Genomic DNA, 20,115 nt, shown 5'->3' with positions numbered 1-20,115 from the left:
CAAACCGCGCACACTTTTCGGCATCATGCTCTAAGCGCCCGCGCATCTCTAGAATGCGCGGACGCTCTGGTCGATCAGCGTGCCCCGTATCGTCGGGCCGCGCCGGACGTCCCGGTCAATGCCGGTTGGTGACGACGACCGGGATGAGCAGGTCGCCCCAGTTGCCGTCGCCGCCGTGATGACGGGCCGAGCGCACCAGTTCGACCGAAACGCCGGCCTCGACCGCTTTCATGACCGACTGGTTCAGCCGGTGCAGGTCGTTGGCGAGCATGCGGATCGTCGTCTGCTGATCCTCGCTCATGCTGGTCGTCTGCTCTTCGGCCCGTTCCCGGACGCGTGAAATGGATGCCATGGTTCTGTCCTCCTGTTCGCCTTATTCCGCAGCCGGTTTGAACTGCGCATGTTCGGTTGAATCGTGCATCGCCGTGGTCGACGACCGGCCGCCGGTGATGGCGAGCGACACGGCGTCGAAATAGCCGGTGCCGACCTCGCGCTGATGTTTGGTGGCGGTATAGCCGTAGTCCTCTGCGGCGAATTCCGCCTCCTGCAGCTCGGAATAGGCCGACATCTGCCGCTGCCGGTAGCCGCGCGCCAGTTCGTACATGCCGTAGTTCAGCTGGTGGAAGCCGGCGAGCGTGATGAACTGGAACTTGTAGCCCATCGCCCCGAGTTCACGCTGGAACTTGGCAATCGTCGCCTCGTCCAGGTTCTTCTTCCAGTTGAAGGAAGGCGAGCAATTATAGGCGAGCAGCTTGCCGGGATGGATCTTGTGCACACCCTCGGCAAAACGGCGCGCCTGCTCGAGATCCGGCTTGGAAGTCTCGCACCAGATCAGGTCGCAATGCGGCGCGTAGGCGACGGCCCGGGCAATGCACGGCTCGATGCCGTTTCTGACCTGGTAGAAGCCTTCGACGGTGCGCCCGGCCTCGTAATCGACGAAGGGCTGGTCGCGCTCGTCGATGTCTGAGGTCAAGAGCTTTGCCGCTTCCGCATCGGTGCGGGCGATCACCAGCGTCGCCACGCCCATGACGTCGGCGGCAAGCCGGGCGGCGTCGAGATTGCGGATGTGGGCGGCCGTCGGGATCAGCACCTTGCCGCCGAGATGGCCGCATTTCTTTTCCGAGGCGAGCTGGTCCTCGAAATGGACGCCGGCAGCACCGGCCTCGATATAGGCCTTCATGATCTCGAAGGCGTTGAGCGGCCCGCCGAAGCCGGCTTCGGCATCGGCGACGATCGGCGCGAACCAGGTGTCGACGGAAAGCCCGTTACCTTCCGATGTCTCGATCTGATCGGCGCGTTGCAGGGTGCGGTTGATGCGTTTGGCAAGCTCCGGCCCGGCATTGGCGGGATAAAGCGACTGGTCGGGATACATCGCCGATGCCGTATTGGCGTCGGCCGCCACCTGCCAGCCGGAGAGATAGATCGCCTTCAGCCCGGCGCGCACCATCTGCATGCCCTGGTTGCCGGAGAGTGCGCCGAGCGCATTGACGAAATCCTCCTGGTGGAGCAGCCGCCACAACCGGTCCGCCCCCATTTCGGCCAGCGTATGGCTGAGCGCCACCGAGCCTCTGAGCCGCTGCACATCGGCGGCCGAGTAGGGCCGCTCGATGCCGTCGAAGCGGCCCGCCGGTGCGTTTTGGACAAGCTTGTAAAATTCCGTCATGCTGCTCTCCTTACTGAAAATTGCCGTTTCCGGTGTCGCGCCACAGAATTTACAAAAATGCCCGGAATTGCCAGGAAAACCTTTGATATCGGCAGTGGAAACGGGTTATCATGCGCAGGATTTACAAGCTCACGCTGTGAATTTGTAAAATTTTGTAAATCAAGTGGCCCGGCTTTTTGTCAAAGGGTGTGACATGGCGGAACGGAAGATCTTCGCAGGCCCGAAAGTGCGGCGGATCCGCAATGCGCTGGCGCTGACGCAGACCGCCATGGCCGAGGCGCTGGAGATTTCGCCATCTTACCTGAACCTCATCGAGCGCAACCAGCGGCCGTTGACGGTGCAGCTCCTCTTGAAGCTCGCGGCCGTCTACAGGGTCGATCTGGAGGAATTGCGGGGGCAGACCGGCGGCAGCCTCGGCCAGCTGAAGGAGGTCTTCGCCGACCCGCTGCTTTCGGGGGAACTGCCCGGCGACCAGGAATTGGTCGAGGTGGCCGAGGCCGCACCCAATGCCGCAAGCGGCATGATCAAGCTCTATCGCGCCTATCGTGAACAGGCTGCCCGGCTGTCGGACCTGACGGCGCTGATGGCGGCCGAGGGACATGCGCCCGTCGCCGCCGGTCGCTTGCCGCTCGACGAGTTGCGCGAGACGCTGGAGCGCAGATCCGGCTATTTCGGCCGGATCGAGACGGCGGCGGAAGCCTTCGCCGCGACGCTTCCTGGCGGCGCCGATCTTGCCGCCGGGCTGAAGGACTGGCTGCGCGCCGAGCGCGGCATTGCGGTGCGCGTCCTGCCGGTGCACGTCATGCCGGATCTGCGCCGCCGTTTCGACCGCCATTCGATGCGGCTGTTCATTTCCGAGCGGCTGTCGCCGGCCGACCGTGCGCATGAGATCGCTATCGAGGCCGCCAACCTCGCTTTGCTGCCGGCCATCGATGCCGAGCTCGACGATCTGTCGCTCTCCTCCGCCGAGGCGCGCCGCATCGCTCGCTTCGAGCTCGCCCGCATCGCGGCCCTGGCGCTCGCCATGCCCTATGAGGCCTTTCTGTCGGCGGCTAAGGCCACGCGTTACGACATCGATATTCTGCGCGCCCGCTTCGGCGTCTCCTTCGGCCATGCCGCCACGCGCCTGACCATGCTGCAGCGTCCTGGGGCGGCGGCCATTCCCTTCTTCCTGATGGAGATCGATGCCGCCGGCCACCGGTTGCGCCGAGCCGGCGCCCAGGGCTTTCCGCAGGCCCGTTTCGGCGGCGGCTGTCCGAAGCTCAATGTTCACGCCGCCTTCCTGCAGCCGGGTCAGATTCTCGCCGAGACGGTCGTCATGCCTGACGGAGCCTCCTTCCTGACGGTTGCCCGCACCCTGGAGGGGCCGAGCGTCGAATTCGCCGAAAGGGTCAGGCGCACCGCGATCCTGATCGGCTGTGACGCCGCCCTTGGCGAGGGGCTGGCCTATGGGCAGGCGACGGCGCTCGATCCGGTCGCGATCGGCCCGGCCTGTCGCCTCTGCGAGCGGCGCGGCTGTCTTTCCCGCGCCGAGCCGCCGGTGACGAGGCCGCTCGGGCTCGACGAGATGGTGGCAGGCCTCAGCGCCTTCGACTTCCAGTGATTGTGAAATCGTTGAGAGCGCAGTTTTTGCGCTTGTGGGCTTAGAAATTCCTTCTTAGTCTGCGGGCAAACCAGAGGGAAAAGATGCCCGGGGATGCGGGCGCTTTGAACAAACAGGAGAAGTCATGAGGTCAACCATCGCAAGCGTGACGGCCGCCGCCATCGCCGCGCTTTTTGCCGCCGCCCCGGCCGTCGCGCAGGAGCGTGTCGTCAACGTCTACAACTGGTCGGATTATATCGATGACAGCATCCTGACCGATTTCACCAAGGAAACCGGCATCAAGGTCGTTTACGACACCTTCGATTCCAACGAGACCGTCGAAACCAAGCTGCTCGCCGGCGGCACCGGTTATGATGTCGTCGTTCCCACCGCCGACTTCCTGCAGCGCCAGATCCAGGCCGGCGTCTTCCAGAAGCTCGACAAGTCGAAGCTGCCGAACCTGTCCAACATGTGGGACGTGATCGAGCAGCGCACCGCCTCATACGATCCGGGCAATGAATATGCCGTCGATTACATGTGGGGCACCGACGGCATCGGCTACAACGTCAAGAAGGTTGCCGAGATTCTCGGTCCCGATGCCAAGCCGGGCCTCGAGGTGATCTTCGATCCGAAGGTCGCCGAAAAGTTCAAGGACTGCGGCATCTACGTGCTCGACACGCCGAAGGACGTCATGACGACGGCGCTGAAATATCTCGGCCTCGATCCGAACTCCACCAAGGCCGAGGATTTCAAGAAGGTCGAGGAACTGCTGACGGCGGTTCGCCCCTATATCCGCAAATTCCACTCCTCCGAATATATCAACGCCCTTGCCAACGGCGACATCTGCATCGCCTTCGGCTATTCCGGCGACATGCTGCAGGCCCGCGACCGCGCGGCCGAAGCCAAGAACGGTGTCGAGGTCAACTACTCGATCCCGGTGCAGGGCGCTCAGATGTGGTTCGATATGATGGCGATCCCCGCCGATGCCAAGCATGTGGCCGAAGCGCATGAGTTCCTGAACTACATGATGAAGCCCGAAGTCATCGCCAAGGCGAGCGACCACACCTTCTATGCCAACGGCAACAAGGCCTCGCAGCAATTCGTCAGCAAGGATGTGCTCGAAGATCCGGCGGTCTACCCGACGGATGAGGTGATGAAGGGATTGTTCACCGTCAAGCCGTGGGATCCGAAGACCCAGCGCACGGCGACGCGAATCTGGACGAAGGTCGTAACCGGCCAGTAAGTCGATGCCAGGCCCGGACGGAAACGTCCGGGCCTTTCAACTCGCGGCCTAGAACACTGAAGAGTTAGAGCATGATGTCGCCCGAAAACCGCTCACGCTTTTCGGCATCATGCTCTAGGTGGAGGCCGGCTGAAATCCATATTCTCGGGGAATAATATGAAGTCCTTAGGCAATATCCGCCGCGCTTTCGCACCCTGGACCGATCCGTCAGCAAAACCTTTCATAGCCTTCAAGAACGTCACCAAGCGCTTCGGCGATTTCACCGCCGTCAATGATCTGTCGCTGAACATCTATCACCGCGAATTCTTCGCGCTGCTCGGCGCGTCCGGCTGCGGCAAGTCGACGCTTCTGCGCATGCTCGCCGGCTTCGAACAGCCGACATCGGGCGAAATCGTTCTCGATGGCACCGACCTCGCCGGCACGCCCCCCTACAAGCGGCCGGTCAATATGATGTTCCAGTCCTATGCGCTTTTCCCGCATATGACCGTCGAGAAGAACATCGCCTTCGGCCTGAAGCAGGACGGCATGCCGAAGGACGAGATGGCAGAGCGCGTGTCGCAGATGCTGAAGCTCGTCAAGCTCGAGCAGTTTGCCTCCCGCAAACCGAACCAGCTTTCCGGCGGTCAGCGCCAGCGCGTGGCGCTCGCCCGGTCGCTTGCCAAGCGCCCGAAAGTGCTGCTGCTCGACGAACCGCTCGGCGCGCTCGACAAGAAGCTGCGCGAGGAAACCCAGTTCGAACTGATGGACTTGCAGCAAAGCCTCGGCCTCACCTTCGTCGTCGTCACCCACGACCAGGAAGAGGCGATGACCATGGCCGACCGCATCGCCGTCATGAGCCACGGCAAGGTCGTGCAGGTCGCAACGCCGGCCGAGATCTACGAGGCGCCGAATTGCCGATTCGTCGCCGATTTCATCGGTGACGTGAACATCTTCGACGGCAAGGTGACGACGTCGGGAAATGGTGCCGTCGAGATCTCAGTCGACAGCGATTTCACCATCCGCATTGCCGCCCCCGACACTCCGGCAGTCGGCAGCACGGTCGGTTTTGCCATCCGCCCGGAGAAGATCCGCGTCAGCCGCGCGGCACCGGCAAACGCCCCGGTCAATGCGGCCAGGGGCGAGATCTGGGATATCGGCTATCTCGGCGACATGACCGTCTTCCACATCAAGCTGGCGAGCGGCCAATTCGTCAGAGCCTCTTCCCTCAATGCCCGGCGTTCCGTCGAAGACCCCTTCACCTATGATCAGGATGTCTGGGTTTCCTTCGATCAGGATGCAGGCGTGCTGCTGAAGGATTGAAATCATGGGCACGCTGGCATCACGCTTCTATAACCGCCTCGTCATCGTCATTCCCTATGCCTGGCTGCTGCTCTTCTTTCTGGCGCCGTTCTTCATCGTCTTCCGCATCTCACTGTCGACGACGGCGATCGCCATTCCGCCCTATGAGCCTGTCTTCTCCTTTGCCGACGGCTGGAGCGGTTTCTGGAGCAAGGTTGCGACCTTCTCCTTCGACAATTACGGCTATCTCACCGACGATCCGCTCTACTTCAACGCTTACCTGTCGAGCGTCATCATCGCGGCGGTCTCGACTTTGCTGATGCTGCTGATCGCTTATCCGATCGCCTATGGCATGGCGCAGGCGCCGCGCACCATCCGCCCGACGCTGCTGATGCTCGTCATCCTGCCGTTCTGGACGAGCTTCTTGATCCGCGTCTATGCCTGGATTGCCATCCTGAAACCCGAGGGACTGCTGAACCAGCTCCTGCTGTCGCTGCATATCATCGACACCCCGCTGATCATTCTCAACACCCCGACGGCGGTCTATATCGGTATCGTCTATTCCTACCTGCCCTTCATGGTGCTGCCGCTCTATTCGGCGCTCGAAAAGATGGACGGCACGCTGATCGAGGCGGCCCAGGATCTCGGCTGCACGCCGATCCGGGCCTTCTGGCGCGTCACTTTCCCGCTGTCGATCCCAGGCGTGGTGGCAGGCTGCATGCTGGTCTTCATCCCCGCCGTCGGCGAGTTCGTCATTCCCGATCTTCTCGGCGGTTCACAGACGCTGATGATCGGCAAGACGCTCTGGAACGAGTTCAACGCCAATCGCGACTGGCCGGTCTCCTCGGCGGTCGCGACCATCCTGCTGATGATCCTGGTGATCCCGATCGTCTTCTTCCAGAATGCACAGGCCAAGGCCGAAGAGCGGGGGAAATAGACCATGCTGCGATGGACCCGTTTCAACATCATCTCCGTCGTGCTCGGCTTTGCCTTTCTCTATCTGCCGATCGTGCTGCTGGTGATCTTTTCCTTCAACGAGTCGAAGCTCGTTACCGTCTGGGGCGGCTTCTCCACCAAATGGTACGTCTCGCTGCTGTCAAACCAGGCTTTGCTCGATGCCGCCTGGGTGACGATCCGCGTCGGTCTGTTGTCGGCCACCTTCGCCACCGTCCTCGGCACCATGGCGGCGCTGACGCTGGTGCGTTACACCCGCTTTCGCGGCCGCATGCTTTTCTCCGGCATGGTCTATGCACCGCTCGTCATGCCCGAGGTCATCACCGGCCTGTCACTGCTGCTGCTTTTCGTGGCGATCGGCTTCGACCGCGGCTTCTGGACGATCACGCTGGCGCATACGACACTGACCATGTGCTTTGTCGCCGTCGTCGTGCAGTCACGGCTTCTAAGCTTCGATCAATCGATCGAGGAGGCGGCGCAGGATCTCGGGGCGCCGCCGGTGCGCACCTTCTTCGAAATCACCCTGCCGATCATCTCGCCGGCAGTATTTTCGGGGTGGATCCTGGCGTTCACGCTGTCGCTGGATGACCTCGTGATCGCAAGCTTCACCTCGGGCCCGGGCGCAACCACGCTGCCGATGAAGATCTACAGTCAGGTGCGCCTGGGCGTGACGCCGGAGATCAATGCGGTCTGCACCATCCTGATCGGCATCGTCGCGGTCGGGGTCGTCTGCGCCTCGATCATCACCAAGCGCCGTGAAATCCAGCGTGATCGGGACGAGCGGGCGGCTGCCGCCGGGGCCTGATTTACTGCGCGTGAGGGCTGTTGCCGAAAAGCGGGACCGGCGAAATCACCGGGTTTGGCCAGGAGCCACCGATGAAGAAGGGCAGAAGCGGCAGCTCGGCCGCTTTGGCCGGATCGGTTGCCTCCAGCGATCCGGAAAGCGCCAGCCCGTTCGACTGATAGGTGACCACCCCTGAAAGCGTCAGCGTCTGTGCTGGCCCGGTGATATGAGCGTCGTGGATCTCGGCCGAACCATTGGCGAAATCGGCCTGGAGGTCCAGCCGGCTGAAGGCAAAGGCGCCGTTTGCCGCCGCACTCAGCGGAAAGAACGCCTTTTCGGCGGCCTGGCTCCGCAGCGTTCCAACATCGACGCCGGGGATCGTGCCCTCCTGCGTCCAGAAGTGCAGCTTGCCGGTGACGTCGGCAAGTCCGGTCGTCCAGATCGCCTTTGGCGACTGCAGGTCGAGGTCGAGCGATCCCGTCGCCAGCGGCAGCGGCCCTTTGAGCTGCAGGCGCTCGGCAAGGGCGGCGAAGTCGGCATCGCGGATCGACAGCTGCAATTTGCCGCCGCCGTCGAAATCGCGCCGTGTCGCTTCCAGATGCGCGGTCATTTCACCGCCTTCGAAGGCGCTGTCGCCGATATCGAATTTCGCCTCGCCGCCGGTCACGATCATGCTGGCGCCGACATCGGAAAGCTCGAAGAGGCCCATCTGCGCGCGTCGCGCCGAAAGCCTGACGTCGATATCGAGCAGTTGCAGCGGTTCGCGCATGCCGGAGATATCCTCCGCCTCGCCTGCGGCAAGCCTGAGCGCAAAGGCGTCCAGGAACGGCTTGAGGTTCATCTGGTCGAAGGCAAGCGTGCCGCCGATCTTCGGACGTTTGCCGGGTTCGGTCGAAAAGTCCATGACGCCGGTGGCGCTTGCCTCGTTCAGCGACAGGCTGAGATCGTTGAAGCGCAGCCCGTTGCCCGACGACATGATGTCGGATTCCAGCGAGGCGCTCTTCAGCGTCCCGATGCCGGGGATCGATCTGCCCGACCATGTGAGAAGGGCCGGCACATCGGCAATGCTGACGGCGATATTGCCGGAAAGGGCCGAAAGGCTGGCGATGCTGGCAATCCCCTGGAAACGCACGGTCAGCAGGTTTGACGTCAGCGACGTCCGCGTCTCGGCACTCTTGCCGGCAAAGGCGAGCAGCGGCTGGCGCGAGGCGAAATCGACCTTCAGGTCCTCGCCGTTGTTGCGGGCGATGACGACGGCCGAGATCGCGCCTGAGAGCCGCGGCCAGGCGATGTCGGCCGTGACGCTGTCGAAATGGTAGGTCTTGGCGCTGGCGATGTCGGTGACGGCAAACGTGCCGTCTTCGACGGTCACTGCGCCGATCTCGGCATCGAGAGCCGGATCGAGCACCTCGGCTCCGTTTTCGTAGCGTACGCCGCTGATCGCACGGGCAAGCAGACCGGCATAGCTCCAGTCGATCAGGCCTTTTTCGTCACGCGTCAGCGCCAGGTTGGGGCGCAGCAGATGGAATTCGTGGAAACTGGTTCGGCCTCTCAGTGCATCGATGAGGCTGAAATCGGCCGAGAGGCTTTCAATCCTGCCGAGCAGCTTGTCACCGCTTTCACGCGGCTGGCGGATCGTGACCTCGTTGAGCGTGATGCGTGGCGTCGGCCAGAATTCGAGAACCGGATCGCCTTTGATCTCAGCCTGATAGCCCGTCCATTTCGACAGTGCGTCCTCGATGCCGGAGCGCACGAAACCAGTCGTGATCAGATAGGGCGCTGCCACCCTCAGCGCCACGAAAAGCCCAAGCGCAATCAGCAGCAGCACGGTTGAAAGACGCGCGAAAGCCGGCAGCCAGCGCGAAACGGGTCCGATCTTTCTGCGCCACCTGCGATGTCTTGACGTACCCATGATCTCCACCGGTCATTCAGCCGGTTTAGCCGTTAAGCGCTGATTTCGCCGGATATAGGAAATATCAGCCAGATGCAAATCCCTCCAGCCCGCGCGCTCTCGGGTATTTTGAATCGACGCTGAGATCGGCGCTTTCCGGTCTGTTCGCCGGGCGTCGGATCCGGTCGGGTTCCGGCCTTTATAATGCAATGCAGCATGATATAAAGACGACATTGGGCAGGAGGATTGAATGCAGGACAACAGACCACTTTGGGTGCCATCGCACGAAGCCGTGGCGAAAAGCCCGATCCATGCCTTCATGGAGCGCTGCAACGCCGAGTTCGGGCTATCGCTTTCCGGCTTTGAGGAGCTGCATGCCTGGTCAGTCGCCGAGCGGGAGAAATTCTGGTCGACCGTCTGGGATTTCTGCGGCGTGAAGGGAAAACGCGGCGCGGAAGTGCTTGTCGACGGAGACAGCATGCTCCGCGCCCGCTTCTTTCCCGACGCGACGCTGAACTTCGCCGAAAACCTGCTGCCCGGCCGCGGCGAGGGCGACGCCATCCTCTTCCGCGGCGAGGACAAGGTCGAGGATCGCTGGTCGTGGGACCGGCTGCGCAGGCTGGTGTCGAAGCTGCAGCAGGCCTTCAAGGCGCAAGGTATCCGCGAAGGCGACCGCATCGCAGCGATGATGCCGAACATGCCGGAAACCGTCGCCGCGATGCTGGCGGCTGCCTCGATCGGCGCCATCTGGTCGTCCTGCTCCCCCGATTTCGGCGAGCAGGGCGTGCTCGACCGTTTCGGCCAGATCGGCCCGAAGCTCTTCATCGCGTGCGATGCCTATTGGTATTCCGGCAAGCTGCAGGATGTCGGCGCCAAGGTCGCCGCGGTGGCGAAAAGCCTGGGCGTCCCTGCGATCGTCGTCCACTATGCCGGCGATGCCGGGGCGGTGGCGAGCAGGACGCCGGGGGCTTCGACGCTGGAAGCCTTCATTGCGCCCTATGAGGCAAGAGAGATCGAATTCACCCCGCTCCCCTTCGCCCATCCCCTCTACATCCTCTTTTCATCAGGCACGACGGGCGTGCCGAAATGCATCGTTCATTCGGCCGGCGGCACGCTGTTGCAGCATCTGAAGGAGCAACGTCTGCATTGCGGCCTCGAGGCCGGCGAGAAGCTCTTCTACTTCACCACCTGCGGCTGGATGATGTGGAACTGGCTGGTGAGCGGCCTTGCCTGCGGTGCTACCCTCTGCCTGTTCGACGGTTCGCCGTTTGCCCCTGACGGCAACGTGCTGTTCGACTATGCCGAGGCCGAAAATTTCGTCATCTTCGGCACCTCGGCGAAATATATCGATGCGGTGCGCAAAAGCGGGCTGACGCCGCGCCAGAGCCATGATCTTTCCAGCCTGCGGCTGATGACGTCGACCGGCTCGCCGCTGTCGCCGGAGGGCTTCACCTTCGTCTACGAAGGCATCAAGACGGATGTGCAGCTCGCCTCGATCTCCGGCGGCACCGATATCGTCTCCTGTTTCGTGCTCGGCAATCCGCTGCAGCCGGTCTGGCGCGGCGAGATCCAGGGGCCGGGCCTCGGCCTTGCCGTCGACGTCTGGAACGATGACGGCAAGCCAGTGCGCGGCGAAAAGGGCGAACTCGTCTGCACCAAGGCCTTCCCTTCGATGCCTGTCATGTTCTGGAACGATCCCGATGGCGCCAAATATCGTGCCGCCTATTTCGACAGGTTCGACAATGTCTGGTGCCACGGCGATTTCGCCGAATGGACGGAGCATGGCGGCCTGATCATCCACGGCCGTTCGGATGCGACGCTCAATCCCGGCGGCGTGCGCATCGGCACGGCCGAGATCTACAATCAGGTGGAGCAGATGGAGGAGGTGGCCGAGGCGCTGTGCATCGGCCAGGATTGGGACGACGACGTGCGCGTCATCCTCTTCGTCCGCCTGGCGGCGGGCGTGACGCTGACCGAGGATCTGGTCAAGGCGATCAAGACACGGATACGCACCGGCGCCTCGCCGCGCCACGTGCCGGCGAAGATCATCGCTGTGGCCGACATTCCCCGCACCAAGTCCGGCAAGATCGTCGAGCTTGCCGTGCGCGAAGTCGTGCATGGCCGGCCGGTGAAAAACCAGGAAGCACTCGCCAACCCCGAGGCGCTGCAGCTCTTTGCGGGCTTAAGCGAGCTGAAGGACTGATAAGGAATCGTAAACTACGAGCTTTCACCATTCAGCAATCCCTTGTCATCGAAACCTTTCGTTAAGAAAGGTTAGGCAAAGGTTGGAGCAACTTGGGGGCCGCACATGAACGAGGCGGTCCGAAGCCCTACAGCGCCGCGCGTCGCAGACGCGCAAAGGCGCTGTAGCACTTTGAGTTGCTGCATGATTCCTTAGATCGATTCCCGATTTTAAGGAATCATGCAGGCGGGCTTACGAAACATGACGTGGATCGACTGAGCTCTTGTTGAACAGCACCAAATTCAAGGCAGCCTCTGGCTGCCTTTTTTTTCGCTGCGCCAGAGCTGCGTCACAGATTGCGGATCAGCCGGCCAACACGCGTTGCGACGGGAAGGTGATCTCGACGAGCGTGCCTTCGTTCGGCGCCGAATTGATCGAGAATGTCGCCCGGTTGGCATCGACCATCGCCTTGGTCAGCGGCAGGCCGAGCCCGGTGCCGTCGCCGCGATGGCGCGACTGGGTCGAGGAGACCTGCCGGAACGGCTTCATCGCCTGGTCGAGCTCGCTGCGCGTCATGCCGACGCCGGTATCGCGGACCCGCAACACGACGCTGCCGTTCGCCTCATAGGATGTGGAAACGACGATCTGCCCGCCTGATGGAGTGAAGCGGATGGCGTTCGACAGGATATTGAGCGCGATCTGCTTGATCGAGCGCAGATCCGCCACGACGTCGGGCACCGCATGCGATAATGCCGTGCGGATGATGACGCGCTGGCCATTCGCCTGCGGCTGCACCAGGGCGACCGCCTCCGAGACCGCCTCGTTGAGGCCGACGGCGGCAAAATCGAGATCCATCTCGCCCGCCTCGATCTTCGAAATGTCGAGGAGGTCGTTGACAATGTCGAGGACATGCCGGCCGGAGCGGCCGATATCGTTGGCATATTCGATGTAGCGAGGATGGCCGATCGGACCGAAGCGCTCGCCGGCCATCATGTCGGAAAAGCCGATAATGGCGTTGAGCGGCGTGCGGATTTCGTGGCTGACGCGGGCGAGGAAATCGGTCTTGTGGGCATTGGCGGTTTCGGCCGCGCCCTTGGCGTTGCGCAGCTCGTCCTCGGTGCGCTTCCATTGGGTGATGTCGCGGATGACGGCGCAATAACCGTTCGAGGAGGTGAGCCGGCCCATCGTCATGAACAGCGGCACGAAGCCGCCTGCGGCCTCGCGGCCGATCACTTCGCGCCCATCGTTCAAGACGCTGGCCACACCATGGCCGGAAAGGCCGTGCAGATAGTCGAGAACGGCTTTCTGGCTCTCATGGGCAAACAGCATGACGAAGGGTTTGCCGCGGGTCTCCTGTTCGTCGTAATTGAAGAGCGCGCTCGCCGACCGGTTCATCGAGCGGATGTCGCCCTCGATGCCGATGACGACAACGCCGTCGGTCGCCGTTTCCAGGATCGAGCGCAATTCCTCCACCTCGACCTGAAGCTTGGCCACCTTCTCGACCATCCGCTCGGGACGGGCCTCGGACCGGCCGGCCTCTGTGCGGGCCTCTTCCTTGCCTGCCACCGGCATCAGCGCCAGCATCAAGGCGTTGGCATCTTCCCAGCGCACAGATTGCAGCCGCGCGGTCACCGGCGTCAGCGTATCGTCGGCCTTGACCAGCATCATGGTGCCGGAGCCTGCGGCATTCTCCTCAAGGTCGCGGCGCTGCAGCAGGGCTTCGATGCCGCCCACGTCGCGTAGCGCATCTAGGGACGAATAGCCCGTCAGCCGCATGAATTCGGGATTGGCATGCATCAGCGCGTCGCCGACATGGATGAGCACCGCGACAGGCAGCTGGTCGACCGTTCCGGCCGACAGCCCGTCGGTCATCTTGACGCGCGGCGCGATGAAGCTGGTGAGCACCTCGATCTGGCTGACGGTCTCCTCGAGCCCTTCCGTCGCCTCGTCCTCTTCTATTGCCGCGAGCCCTTCAGCCTCTTCTCGCTGCACCTCGGCCGCATTCTCGAAGATCGCTTCCTGCGGCGCCATTTCCTCGGCCGAAGCGTTGTCGGCCGTATCGGCGAGCGGCGTTTCGTCCTTGATAGTGTCCGGTTTCACGCTCTCTTCGAAAGCCGCCGTTTCCGTGGCACCGGCGCCCCTCGGCGCCGGAGCGGCAGGCTCTTCCTTGCGGGCGCCGAAGGCTTCCAGGCGCTTGGCGATTTCGCGGAAATTCGCCTGTTCGGCGGCCGTCAGCGCGGCGCCCGTGCTGTGAAGCTGAACGACCTTGTCGGTGAAACGGCGATTGGGTGTTTCGACGATGCGAAGCGCCGGCGGTTCGTCTGCAGCATTGTCCCGGGCTGATGTCTCGAAGGTCGTCTCTTCGCCGGTTACCGCTGCCGGGGCCGCCTCTTCGGCCTGCGGCGCGGCGGCTGTCGGCGCCTCATTCCCGTTCGCATCCGCCACGGTCGGTTCCGCCGCGGCCTCCCCAGACGTGGCTTCCACATCATGCGCCGGTTCGGCGGCAGGCTCGGCAATCGGCCCGAGGCTTGCCGCATCATGGCCGACGCCATCCTGGCCGAGCGTCAGGCCAAGCGCCAGCGGATCCTCCTGCGCATCGGAGAGCCTGACGACGCCGAAGCCGCGGAAACCGTCGAAGTCGCGGTTGCGGGTATAGGTCGGCAGGGCCGCGAGATCGACCGGAACGACGAGGCTGGTGCCTTCGACCGGCCAGAGGATCGTCTTGCCCGACCATGTGTCGCGGCGCGCGAGCGCCTCGGACAGCTTGCCGTCCGGATCAAGGTTGAAGAGCGCGGCGATATCGCTGAAGGCGGAGCCGATGATGGCGGATGCATGCGGACCGACGGCCTCGGCAAATTCATGGCTGACTTCGTTGAACCGACCTTCCGCATCGATCTTCCAGACGAAGCGCGTGGCGCGGCTGTTCGGCCGGAAGACGAAAGCGGGTTGCGCGGCAGGCGCCGGGGCAGGGGAGACCTCGGAAATCAATGACGCCGCAGCGGCCGACGCTTCACTGGCCATTGCCGGCGCCTCTTCAACGGGCGTCTGACTGGCTGCGGCCGGTTCTGCCGTCTCGTTGGTTTCCGCCGTCTCATCAACGAAATGGGCCGCGTCGCCATTGACAAGCTGGACAGGCTCGTCCGAACTGCTGCCGATCGTGCCGTCATCGTTTTCCGGCGCCGCGTCTTCGGCCGGATGCATCTCCGCGATCACTTCGTCGGCGGATGCGGCGGCGGCTTCTGCCGGCTGTTCGCTTTCGCCGGCGATCTCCTCGAGGGTCTCTTCGACCTCTTCAATATCAGACACCGCGTCGATGATCTCGGTGAAGCCGGTAGCGGCGACCGGCTCTTCCCGCGGAAGTTTGGCCGGCGGCGCGCTTGCTGCGCCCGCGGGCGCGTCAGCCGTCTGCGGGGGTGCATCGACGGCGTCGAGCACGGGGGTATCGACTGGATCGAGCACGGGTGCATCGACCGGGTCGAGATGACCGATCGCGGTCTCCACGGCAAACAGCAGATTGAGGGCCGGCTCGTCGCTGAGCTTGCCGACTGCGGCGGGGAGATAACCCTTGCCGGTGGCGACCGGGCGTTTCACCAGCCGGTCGGGATGCGCACCGGCAAGGTTGATCAGCGTCTTGGCGGTTTCGCCTGAGATGGCGAGCGAGGCAAAGCCCGGTGAGGCGGCGATGACCTCGCCATTGCCGCCGATCACGGCCATATGCGTGTCGGGGTCGTCGAGCCCCCGCAGCATCTGTGCCGCCGAAGCCCCTGCCGCCAGCGGCCTTGCCGCAACCGGCACTGAAAAGAGGATGGCCTTCTCGCCTTGGGAAAGCCGGATCAATTCGGCCGCCGCCTGCACCTGCACGCGCTGGAAGCCTTTGGCGACGCGGATCATCAGGCTTCTGTTGTCGCCGACATCGGCGAGTTGGCGCGCCGCCGTTTCCAGCTGGCGAAAGGTGATATCGCCGCGATCAACGCCCTGGTCGAGCAGATCATAGACCGCCGAATGGCCGAAAAGCTCGGCACCGGCACCGTTTGCCCAGAGCAGGCGCGCAAGATCGGCCGAAAACAGCACCATCGCCTCGCCGCGTGAAAAGCGTTCCCGCACCCGCGCATGCACGGCGATATCGATGAACGGATATTGGACTGCGGGCATGATCGAACCTTGTCGCTGTCGGCCTTCTAAATTAACGGCTTATTAATAACTGCAGGTCGCATGCCGGTCCAGAACAGCAAGGTAGTTTCGGCCCACAGGGTTAACGACTTGTGCGCCGCACAATGATTGTTGCAATGCACAATGAAATACCCTATATAGACGTCATTCGATGATCACAGGCAGCGACTGCCTCAACCCAAAGGAATGCGACATGGCTACCATAAAGACCGATGATGTTTTTTCAATCGCTTCTTTCGACCCGTCCAAGCTCGCGGAATCCTTCCGCGAATTCGCTGAAAAGGGCGCACAGCAGTCGAAAGACGCCTATGCCAAGCTGAAGACCGCCGGCGAAGAAGCCGGCAAGACGCTCGAAGCCACGGTCCAGACGGCCCAGGCCGGCACCGTCGAGATCGGCCTGAAGGCAATCGACGTCCTGCGCGTCAATGCCGAGAGCTCGCTCTCGCACATGGAAGCCCTGCTCGGCGTCAAGTCGGTCGCCGAATTCGTCGAGCTGCAGACCTCGTTCCTGCGCAAGCAGGCCGAACTCGCCGTCAACCAAGCGAAGTCGATGCAGGAAACCACCAAGCAGGTTGCCGAAAAGCTCGCAAAGCCCTCCAAGGAAGCCGCCGAAAAGGCCATGGCCTCCTTCAAGGTTGCCTGATCAGTCTTTGCCGATTGCAAACAAAAGGCTGGACCCCGCGTCCAGCCTTTTTGTATATTGACGAGGAATGGGGCTTGAATTCATCGCCAAGTCCTCGTATGTGACCCCCATCGCGCCTGGCGCGGTTTATGCGGTTGTAGCTCAGTTGGTTAGAGCGCAGGTTTGTGGCACCTGAGGTCGGAGGTTCGAGACCCCCCAACCGTACCATCTCCCCACGTCAAGTCGCTTTCGAGCAAGTCGCTTCGGCCGACGGCATTTCGAACATGTTGTATCGCCGCAGAATGCTGAGGCGATTCTGCAAATCGCAAGCTTTTGGAAGCCAGTTGCGCGGCGCCCTCAACAGCTCGACGCTCCGACCGCGAGTTGCTGCTTATTTGCCACATCGAATCGAACATTTCAAAGGCACAACCGCCCATATGGTGCGATAGTGCCATATCGGCTACATGTGCAGCACACAGTAGCACCAAGGTCCGCAATTGCGACGATCCGCCACTCGATCCGAAAGATTCCCTCCACGCCAGCATGTCGCGGAAGATGCGACCAGCGAAGCCTACCTCGCCGCAACCGAGGCGGAGATAGCGTTCGGAGCGTCGAAACATGCGGAGCCGATATCGCCGAACCTCAGACTTACTAAATTTCAGCACATGAATGTAACGTCAATTTAAGTGCCGCCATGTCAGCAATTGCGGAAGTTCGGACGGGCAGAGCGCAGGATCCTGGAATATGTCTTGTAGCCCTTGAAAGAGGTTGCGGAGGAAGCGTTTCATTAGCGCTAGCTGCCAAGATCGAAAACATTCCTGAACAGAAATGAAGCTTTTGGTTGAAGTTTTTCTCTTTATGGAGCAGAGGGAAACTGGCATTGGGCGCGGCCGAAATGGAATAGGAAAACGGGGACTTTATGACGAACCTTATTACCTCGACCAAAGACGTCAGCTCAACCGGGGATCAGAAAGTTGACGGGCTCTTCAGCGGCGCTGCCTGGGACGGAACGATAACCTACGCATTTCCCACGACCTCGTCATCTTATGCCTATAGCGGCGAGAAGGATTACAATTTCTCTTCGATTTCCTCACAACAGCAGTCCTTAGCCCTGTTCTTTATGGAACAGTCCTATGGAAACACGGCAAATGACGGCTTCTCCGTCGAGGGATTCACGAACGCCAACTTTGAGGCCGGAAGCGCAGGCACTGCAACAGTGCGGTTCGCTCAATCGTCCTTGCCTGAGACGGCATGGGCCTATACTCCAGTTATAGGCGGCGTCGGCGGCGATATCTGGTTCGGCACGGAATACGCTGGCACCGAAAATGATCTTCGCTTCCCGAGGTTCGGCAACTATGCGGGCCACACCTTGGCGCACGAGTTAGGTCACGCTCTCGGACTGAAGCATGCTCACGAAGAGTATGCTCGCAATATGACACTCGTTCCGCGAGTCCACGACTCGCTCGAATATACGATCATGACCTACCGCTCATTTGTCGGAGACAATACGAGCGGATACAAGTATGAGCATGATGGCGCGCCACAAACCTTCATGATGCTCGACATCGCCGCGCTGCAGGAAATGTATGGTGCGGACTATACGACGAACAGTGGCGATACCGTCTACAAGTGGAATCCCAACCAGGGCATCACCTACGTCAATGGGGTGGCAGCCATCACGCCCGCTGCCAACAGGGTTTTCGCAACAATCTGGGACGGCGGCGGTTCCGATACCTATGATCTGAGCGCTTATACCACCGCCCTCAAGATCGACTTGCATGCAGGGGGGTACTCGGTCTTTTCCCAGGGTCAGTTGGCCTATCTGGGCGGTGGTCCGAACGGTGGCTATGCCCGCGGCAACATTTTCAACGCCCTTCTTTATCACGACAATGTCGCGTCGCTGATTGAGAACGTTAAGGCCGGCTCCGGCAACGATACGATTGTCGGCAACGAGGCGGACAATACGCTCTGGGGCAATGCCGGAAACGATACCCTTACTGGCGACTCCGGCAATGACACACTCGATGGCGGTGCCGGAAACGACAAGTTGTCGGGCGGGGTGGGTAACGACGTCTACATCGTCGACAATGCCAACGACATTGTGAATGAGAATGCCAATGAGGGGACGGACACGGTCCGGACGACGGCTTGGAATTTTACACTCGCCACCAACGTCGAAAACCTGACCTACATCGGCACCGGCACGTTCGCCGGTTATGGCAATGCGGCGGACAATGTGATCACTGGCGGGACGGGCTTTGATCAGTTGGATGGGAAGGCCGGCGCCGACACTCTGATCGGTGGTGCGGGCGACGATACCTATACCGTCGATAGTCTCGGCGATGTCGTGGTCGAGGCGACCGACGGCGGCGTTGACAGGATCCTGACCGGCCTTACTGCTTATTCGCTGGCGGGGATCGCCAATGTCGAGAATCTAGTCCTTCTGAGCAACGGCAATTCTACCGGCACCGGCAACAGCCTCGACAATACAATCACGAGTGCAGCTGGCAACGACACGCTCTCTGGTGGGGCAGGCAACGATACTCTCGACGGTGGCCAAGGAACTGACTCGCTTACCGGGGGGACCGGCAACGATATCTATGTCATTCGCGACGCCGGCGATACTATCATCGAAAATGCCGACGAGGGCATCGATACGGTGCAGACGTATCTTACGGGCTACACACTGGGCGCCAACCTCGAGAACCTCACCTATCGCGGACCTTGGGTGTTTGGTTTTGTGGGCACGGGCAACAATCTCGATAACGTGATCACCGGGGGTGGCGCAGCCGATACGCTTTCCGGCGGCGCCGGCGATGACACGCTGGACGGCTGGGCAGGTGCAGACACCTTGATCGGCGGTGTGGGCAACGACACCTATATCATCAACAATGCCGGCGTCCTCGTCACCGAAGCTGCCAATGGGGGGATCGACTCGGTTCGCACGACCCTTACAGGCTATACGCTTGGCGCCAATGTCGAGAACCTCACCTATAGCGGCACAGCAGCCTTTACCGGGACCGGCAATAACCTCGCCAACACGATCAAGGGCGGGGCAGGTGCCGACACCCTGGACGGAAAGGCCGGAGCAGACATACTGATCGGCGGTGTGGGCGACGACACCTATATTGTCGATAACGTTGCCGACGTCGTGACTGAAAGGCCGAATGAAGGATCCGATCTGACCAAGACGACGCTTTCTTCCTATGCTTTGACCAATAATGTTGAAAACCTGACCTTCATCGGCACCGGCGATTTTGCTGGTACCGGAAACAGAGTTGCCAACACGATCACCGGTGGTGCCGGCAACGACACGCTTGACGGCGGCGCCGGCAATGACACGCTTGATGGCGGCGGCGGCAACGACATCTATGTTGTCGACAGTGCGAGCGACGTGATCAAGGACAGCGCCGGCACGGATGAGATTCGCACGGCGCTTGCAGCCTACTCGATCGCCGCATTGGCCAATGTCGAGAACCTGACCTACACGGGATCCGCCAACTTCAGCGGCACCGGCAATGCGCTTGCCAACACGATCACCGGCGGCGCCGGCAACGATATGCTGAATGGCGGGGTCAGTGCGGACACGTTGATCGGTGGTGAAGGCGACGACACCTACATCGTCGACCATGCCGGCGACATCGTCACCGAAGCCGCCGACGAAGGGACCGACACGGTTCGCACGGCATTGGCGAACTATACGCTTGCCGCCAATGTCGAGAACCTCACCTATACCGGCGCGGTAG

12 protein-coding genes and 1 tRNA gene are annotated in these 20,115 nt (G+C 61.7%); 9 read left to right on the top strand and 4 right to left on the bottom strand.

All coding sequences use genetic code 11. The features are described 5' to 3' along the window. Window positions 1–115: 115 nt before the first annotated feature. Both EFD56_RS18875 and aceA read right to left on the bottom strand, forming a co-directional pair. Window positions 116–352 carry an SMc00767 family acetate metabolism repressor gene (locus EFD56_RS18875; protein ID WP_004673767.1) on the bottom strand — a complete coding sequence of 79 codons (237 nt, stop codon included), beginning with the start codon at window positions 350–352 and terminating at the stop codon, window positions 116–118. A 21-nt stretch (window positions 353–373) separates the two neighbouring features. Beyond that, complete coding sequence (aceA, locus tag EFD56_RS18870; RefSeq protein ID WP_126905963.1) at window positions 374–1,663, bottom strand: isocitrate lyase; 1,290 nt, start codon at window positions 1,661–1,663, stop codon at window positions 374–376. A 193-nt stretch (window positions 1,664–1,856) separates the two neighbouring features. Here aceA and EFD56_RS18865 point away from each other — a divergent pair, with 193 nt between their 5' ends. From EFD56_RS18865 to EFD56_RS18845, 5 genes are all read left to right on the top strand, one after another. Then, on the top strand, window positions 1,857–3,266 hold the full coding sequence (locus EFD56_RS18865; protein WP_126905962.1) for a helix-turn-helix domain-containing protein: 1,410 nt from the start codon (window positions 1,857–1,859) through the stop codon (window positions 3,264–3,266). Window positions 3,267–3,390: 124 nt separating this feature from the next. Continuing rightward, window positions 3,391–4,488, top strand: a complete 1,098-nt coding sequence (locus tag EFD56_RS18860) for a polyamine ABC transporter substrate-binding protein (protein ID WP_004673764.1) — start codon at window positions 3,391–3,393, stop codon at window positions 4,486–4,488. A gap of 156 nt (window positions 4,489–4,644) precedes the next feature. After that, the gene (locus EFD56_RS18855) at window positions 4,645–5,787 is read left to right on the top strand and encodes an ABC transporter ATP-binding protein (RefSeq protein ID WP_126905961.1); all 1,143 of its coding nucleotides are present in this window, start codon (window positions 4,645–4,647) and stop codon (window positions 5,785–5,787) included. Between the two features lie 4 nt (window positions 5,788–5,791). Continuing rightward, window positions 5,792–6,703 carry an ABC transporter permease subunit gene (locus EFD56_RS18850; protein ID WP_085741824.1) on the top strand — a complete coding sequence of 304 codons (912 nt, stop codon included), beginning with the start codon at window positions 5,792–5,794 and terminating at the stop codon, window positions 6,701–6,703. A gap of 3 nt (window positions 6,704–6,706) precedes the next feature. Continuing rightward, window positions 6,707–7,525 (top strand): ABC transporter permease, encoded by an 819-nt coding sequence (locus tag EFD56_RS18845; protein ID WP_012482726.1) that lies wholly within the window; start codon window positions 6,707–6,709, stop codon window positions 7,523–7,525. Window position 7,526: 1 nt separating this feature from the next. Here EFD56_RS18845 and EFD56_RS18840 read toward each other — a convergent pair whose 3' ends face one another. After that, a complete protein-coding gene (locus EFD56_RS18840) occupies window positions 7,527–9,416 on the bottom strand; it encodes an AsmA family protein (protein ID WP_126905960.1) in 1,890 nt (629 codons plus the stop codon). A gap of 229 nt (window positions 9,417–9,645) precedes the next feature. Here EFD56_RS18840 and EFD56_RS18835 point away from each other — a divergent pair, with 229 nt between their 5' ends. After that, window positions 9,646–11,598 (top strand): acetoacetate--CoA ligase, encoded by a 1,953-nt coding sequence (locus EFD56_RS18835; protein ID WP_126905959.1) that lies wholly within the window; start codon window positions 9,646–9,648, stop codon window positions 11,596–11,598. A 342-nt stretch (window positions 11,599–11,940) separates the two neighbouring features. Here EFD56_RS18835 and EFD56_RS18830 read toward each other — a convergent pair whose 3' ends face one another. Next, window positions 11,941–15,729 (bottom strand): sensor histidine kinase, encoded by a 3,789-nt coding sequence (locus EFD56_RS18830; protein WP_126905958.1) that lies wholly within the window; start codon window positions 15,727–15,729, stop codon window positions 11,941–11,943. Between the two features lie 211 nt (window positions 15,730–15,940). Here EFD56_RS18830 and EFD56_RS18825 point away from each other — a divergent pair, with 211 nt between their 5' ends. From EFD56_RS18825 to EFD56_RS18815, 3 genes are all read left to right on the top strand, one after another. Continuing rightward, the gene (locus tag EFD56_RS18825) at window positions 15,941–16,390 is read left to right on the top strand and encodes a phasin (protein ID WP_012482731.1); all 450 of its coding nucleotides are present in this window, start codon (window positions 15,941–15,943) and stop codon (window positions 16,388–16,390) included. A gap of 130 nt (window positions 16,391–16,520) precedes the next feature. Further along, window positions 16,521–16,597 (top strand) — tRNA-His (locus tag EFD56_RS18820). A 691-nt stretch (window positions 16,598–17,288) separates the two neighbouring features. Continuing rightward, window positions 17,289–20,115: M10 family metallopeptidase C-terminal domain-containing protein (locus EFD56_RS18815; protein WP_425376307.1), on the top strand; the 2,827-nt coding region annotated here is incomplete at its 3' end.

It is taken from the genome of Rhizobium phaseoli, from assembly GCF_003985125.1.
GTDB lineage: Bacteria > Pseudomonadota > Alphaproteobacteria > Rhizobiales > Rhizobiaceae > Rhizobium > Rhizobium phaseoli.
This window is presented reverse-complemented; position numbering and strand designations above follow the sequence as displayed.

Bases quoted from the DNA above. Each gene is read 5' to 3' on its own strand.
- EFD56_RS18875 (WP_004673767.1), bottom strand. From the start codon at position 352: ATGGCATCCATTTCACGCGTCCGGGAACGGGCCGAAGAGCAGACGACC.
- aceA (WP_126905963.1), bottom strand. From the start codon at position 1,663: ATGACGGAATTTTACAAGCTTGTCCAAAACGCACCGGCGGGCCGCTTC.
- EFD56_RS18865 (WP_126905962.1), top strand. From the start codon at position 1,857: ATGGCGGAACGGAAGATCTTCGCAGGCCCGAAAGTGCGGCGGATCCGC.
- EFD56_RS18860 (WP_004673764.1), top strand. From the start codon at position 3,391: ATGAGGTCAACCATCGCAAGCGTGACGGCCGCCGCCATCGCCGCGCTT.
- EFD56_RS18855 (WP_126905961.1), top strand. From the start codon at position 4,645: ATGAAGTCCTTAGGCAATATCCGCCGCGCTTTCGCACCCTGGACCGAT.
- EFD56_RS18850 (WP_085741824.1), top strand. From the start codon at position 5,792: ATGGGCACGCTGGCATCACGCTTCTATAACCGCCTCGTCATCGTCATT.
- EFD56_RS18845 (WP_012482726.1), top strand. From the start codon at position 6,707: ATGCTGCGATGGACCCGTTTCAACATCATCTCCGTCGTGCTCGGCTTT.
- EFD56_RS18840 (WP_126905960.1), bottom strand. From the start codon at position 9,416: ATGGGTACGTCAAGACATCGCAGGTGGCGCAGAAAGATCGGACCCGTT.
- EFD56_RS18835 (WP_126905959.1), top strand. From the start codon at position 9,646: ATGCAGGACAACAGACCACTTTGGGTGCCATCGCACGAAGCCGTGGCG.
- EFD56_RS18830 (WP_126905958.1), bottom strand. From the start codon at position 15,729: ATGCCCGCAGTCCAATATCCGTTCATCGATATCGCCGTGCATGCGCGG.
- EFD56_RS18825 (WP_012482731.1), top strand. From the start codon at position 15,941: ATGGCTACCATAAAGACCGATGATGTTTTTTCAATCGCTTCTTTCGAC.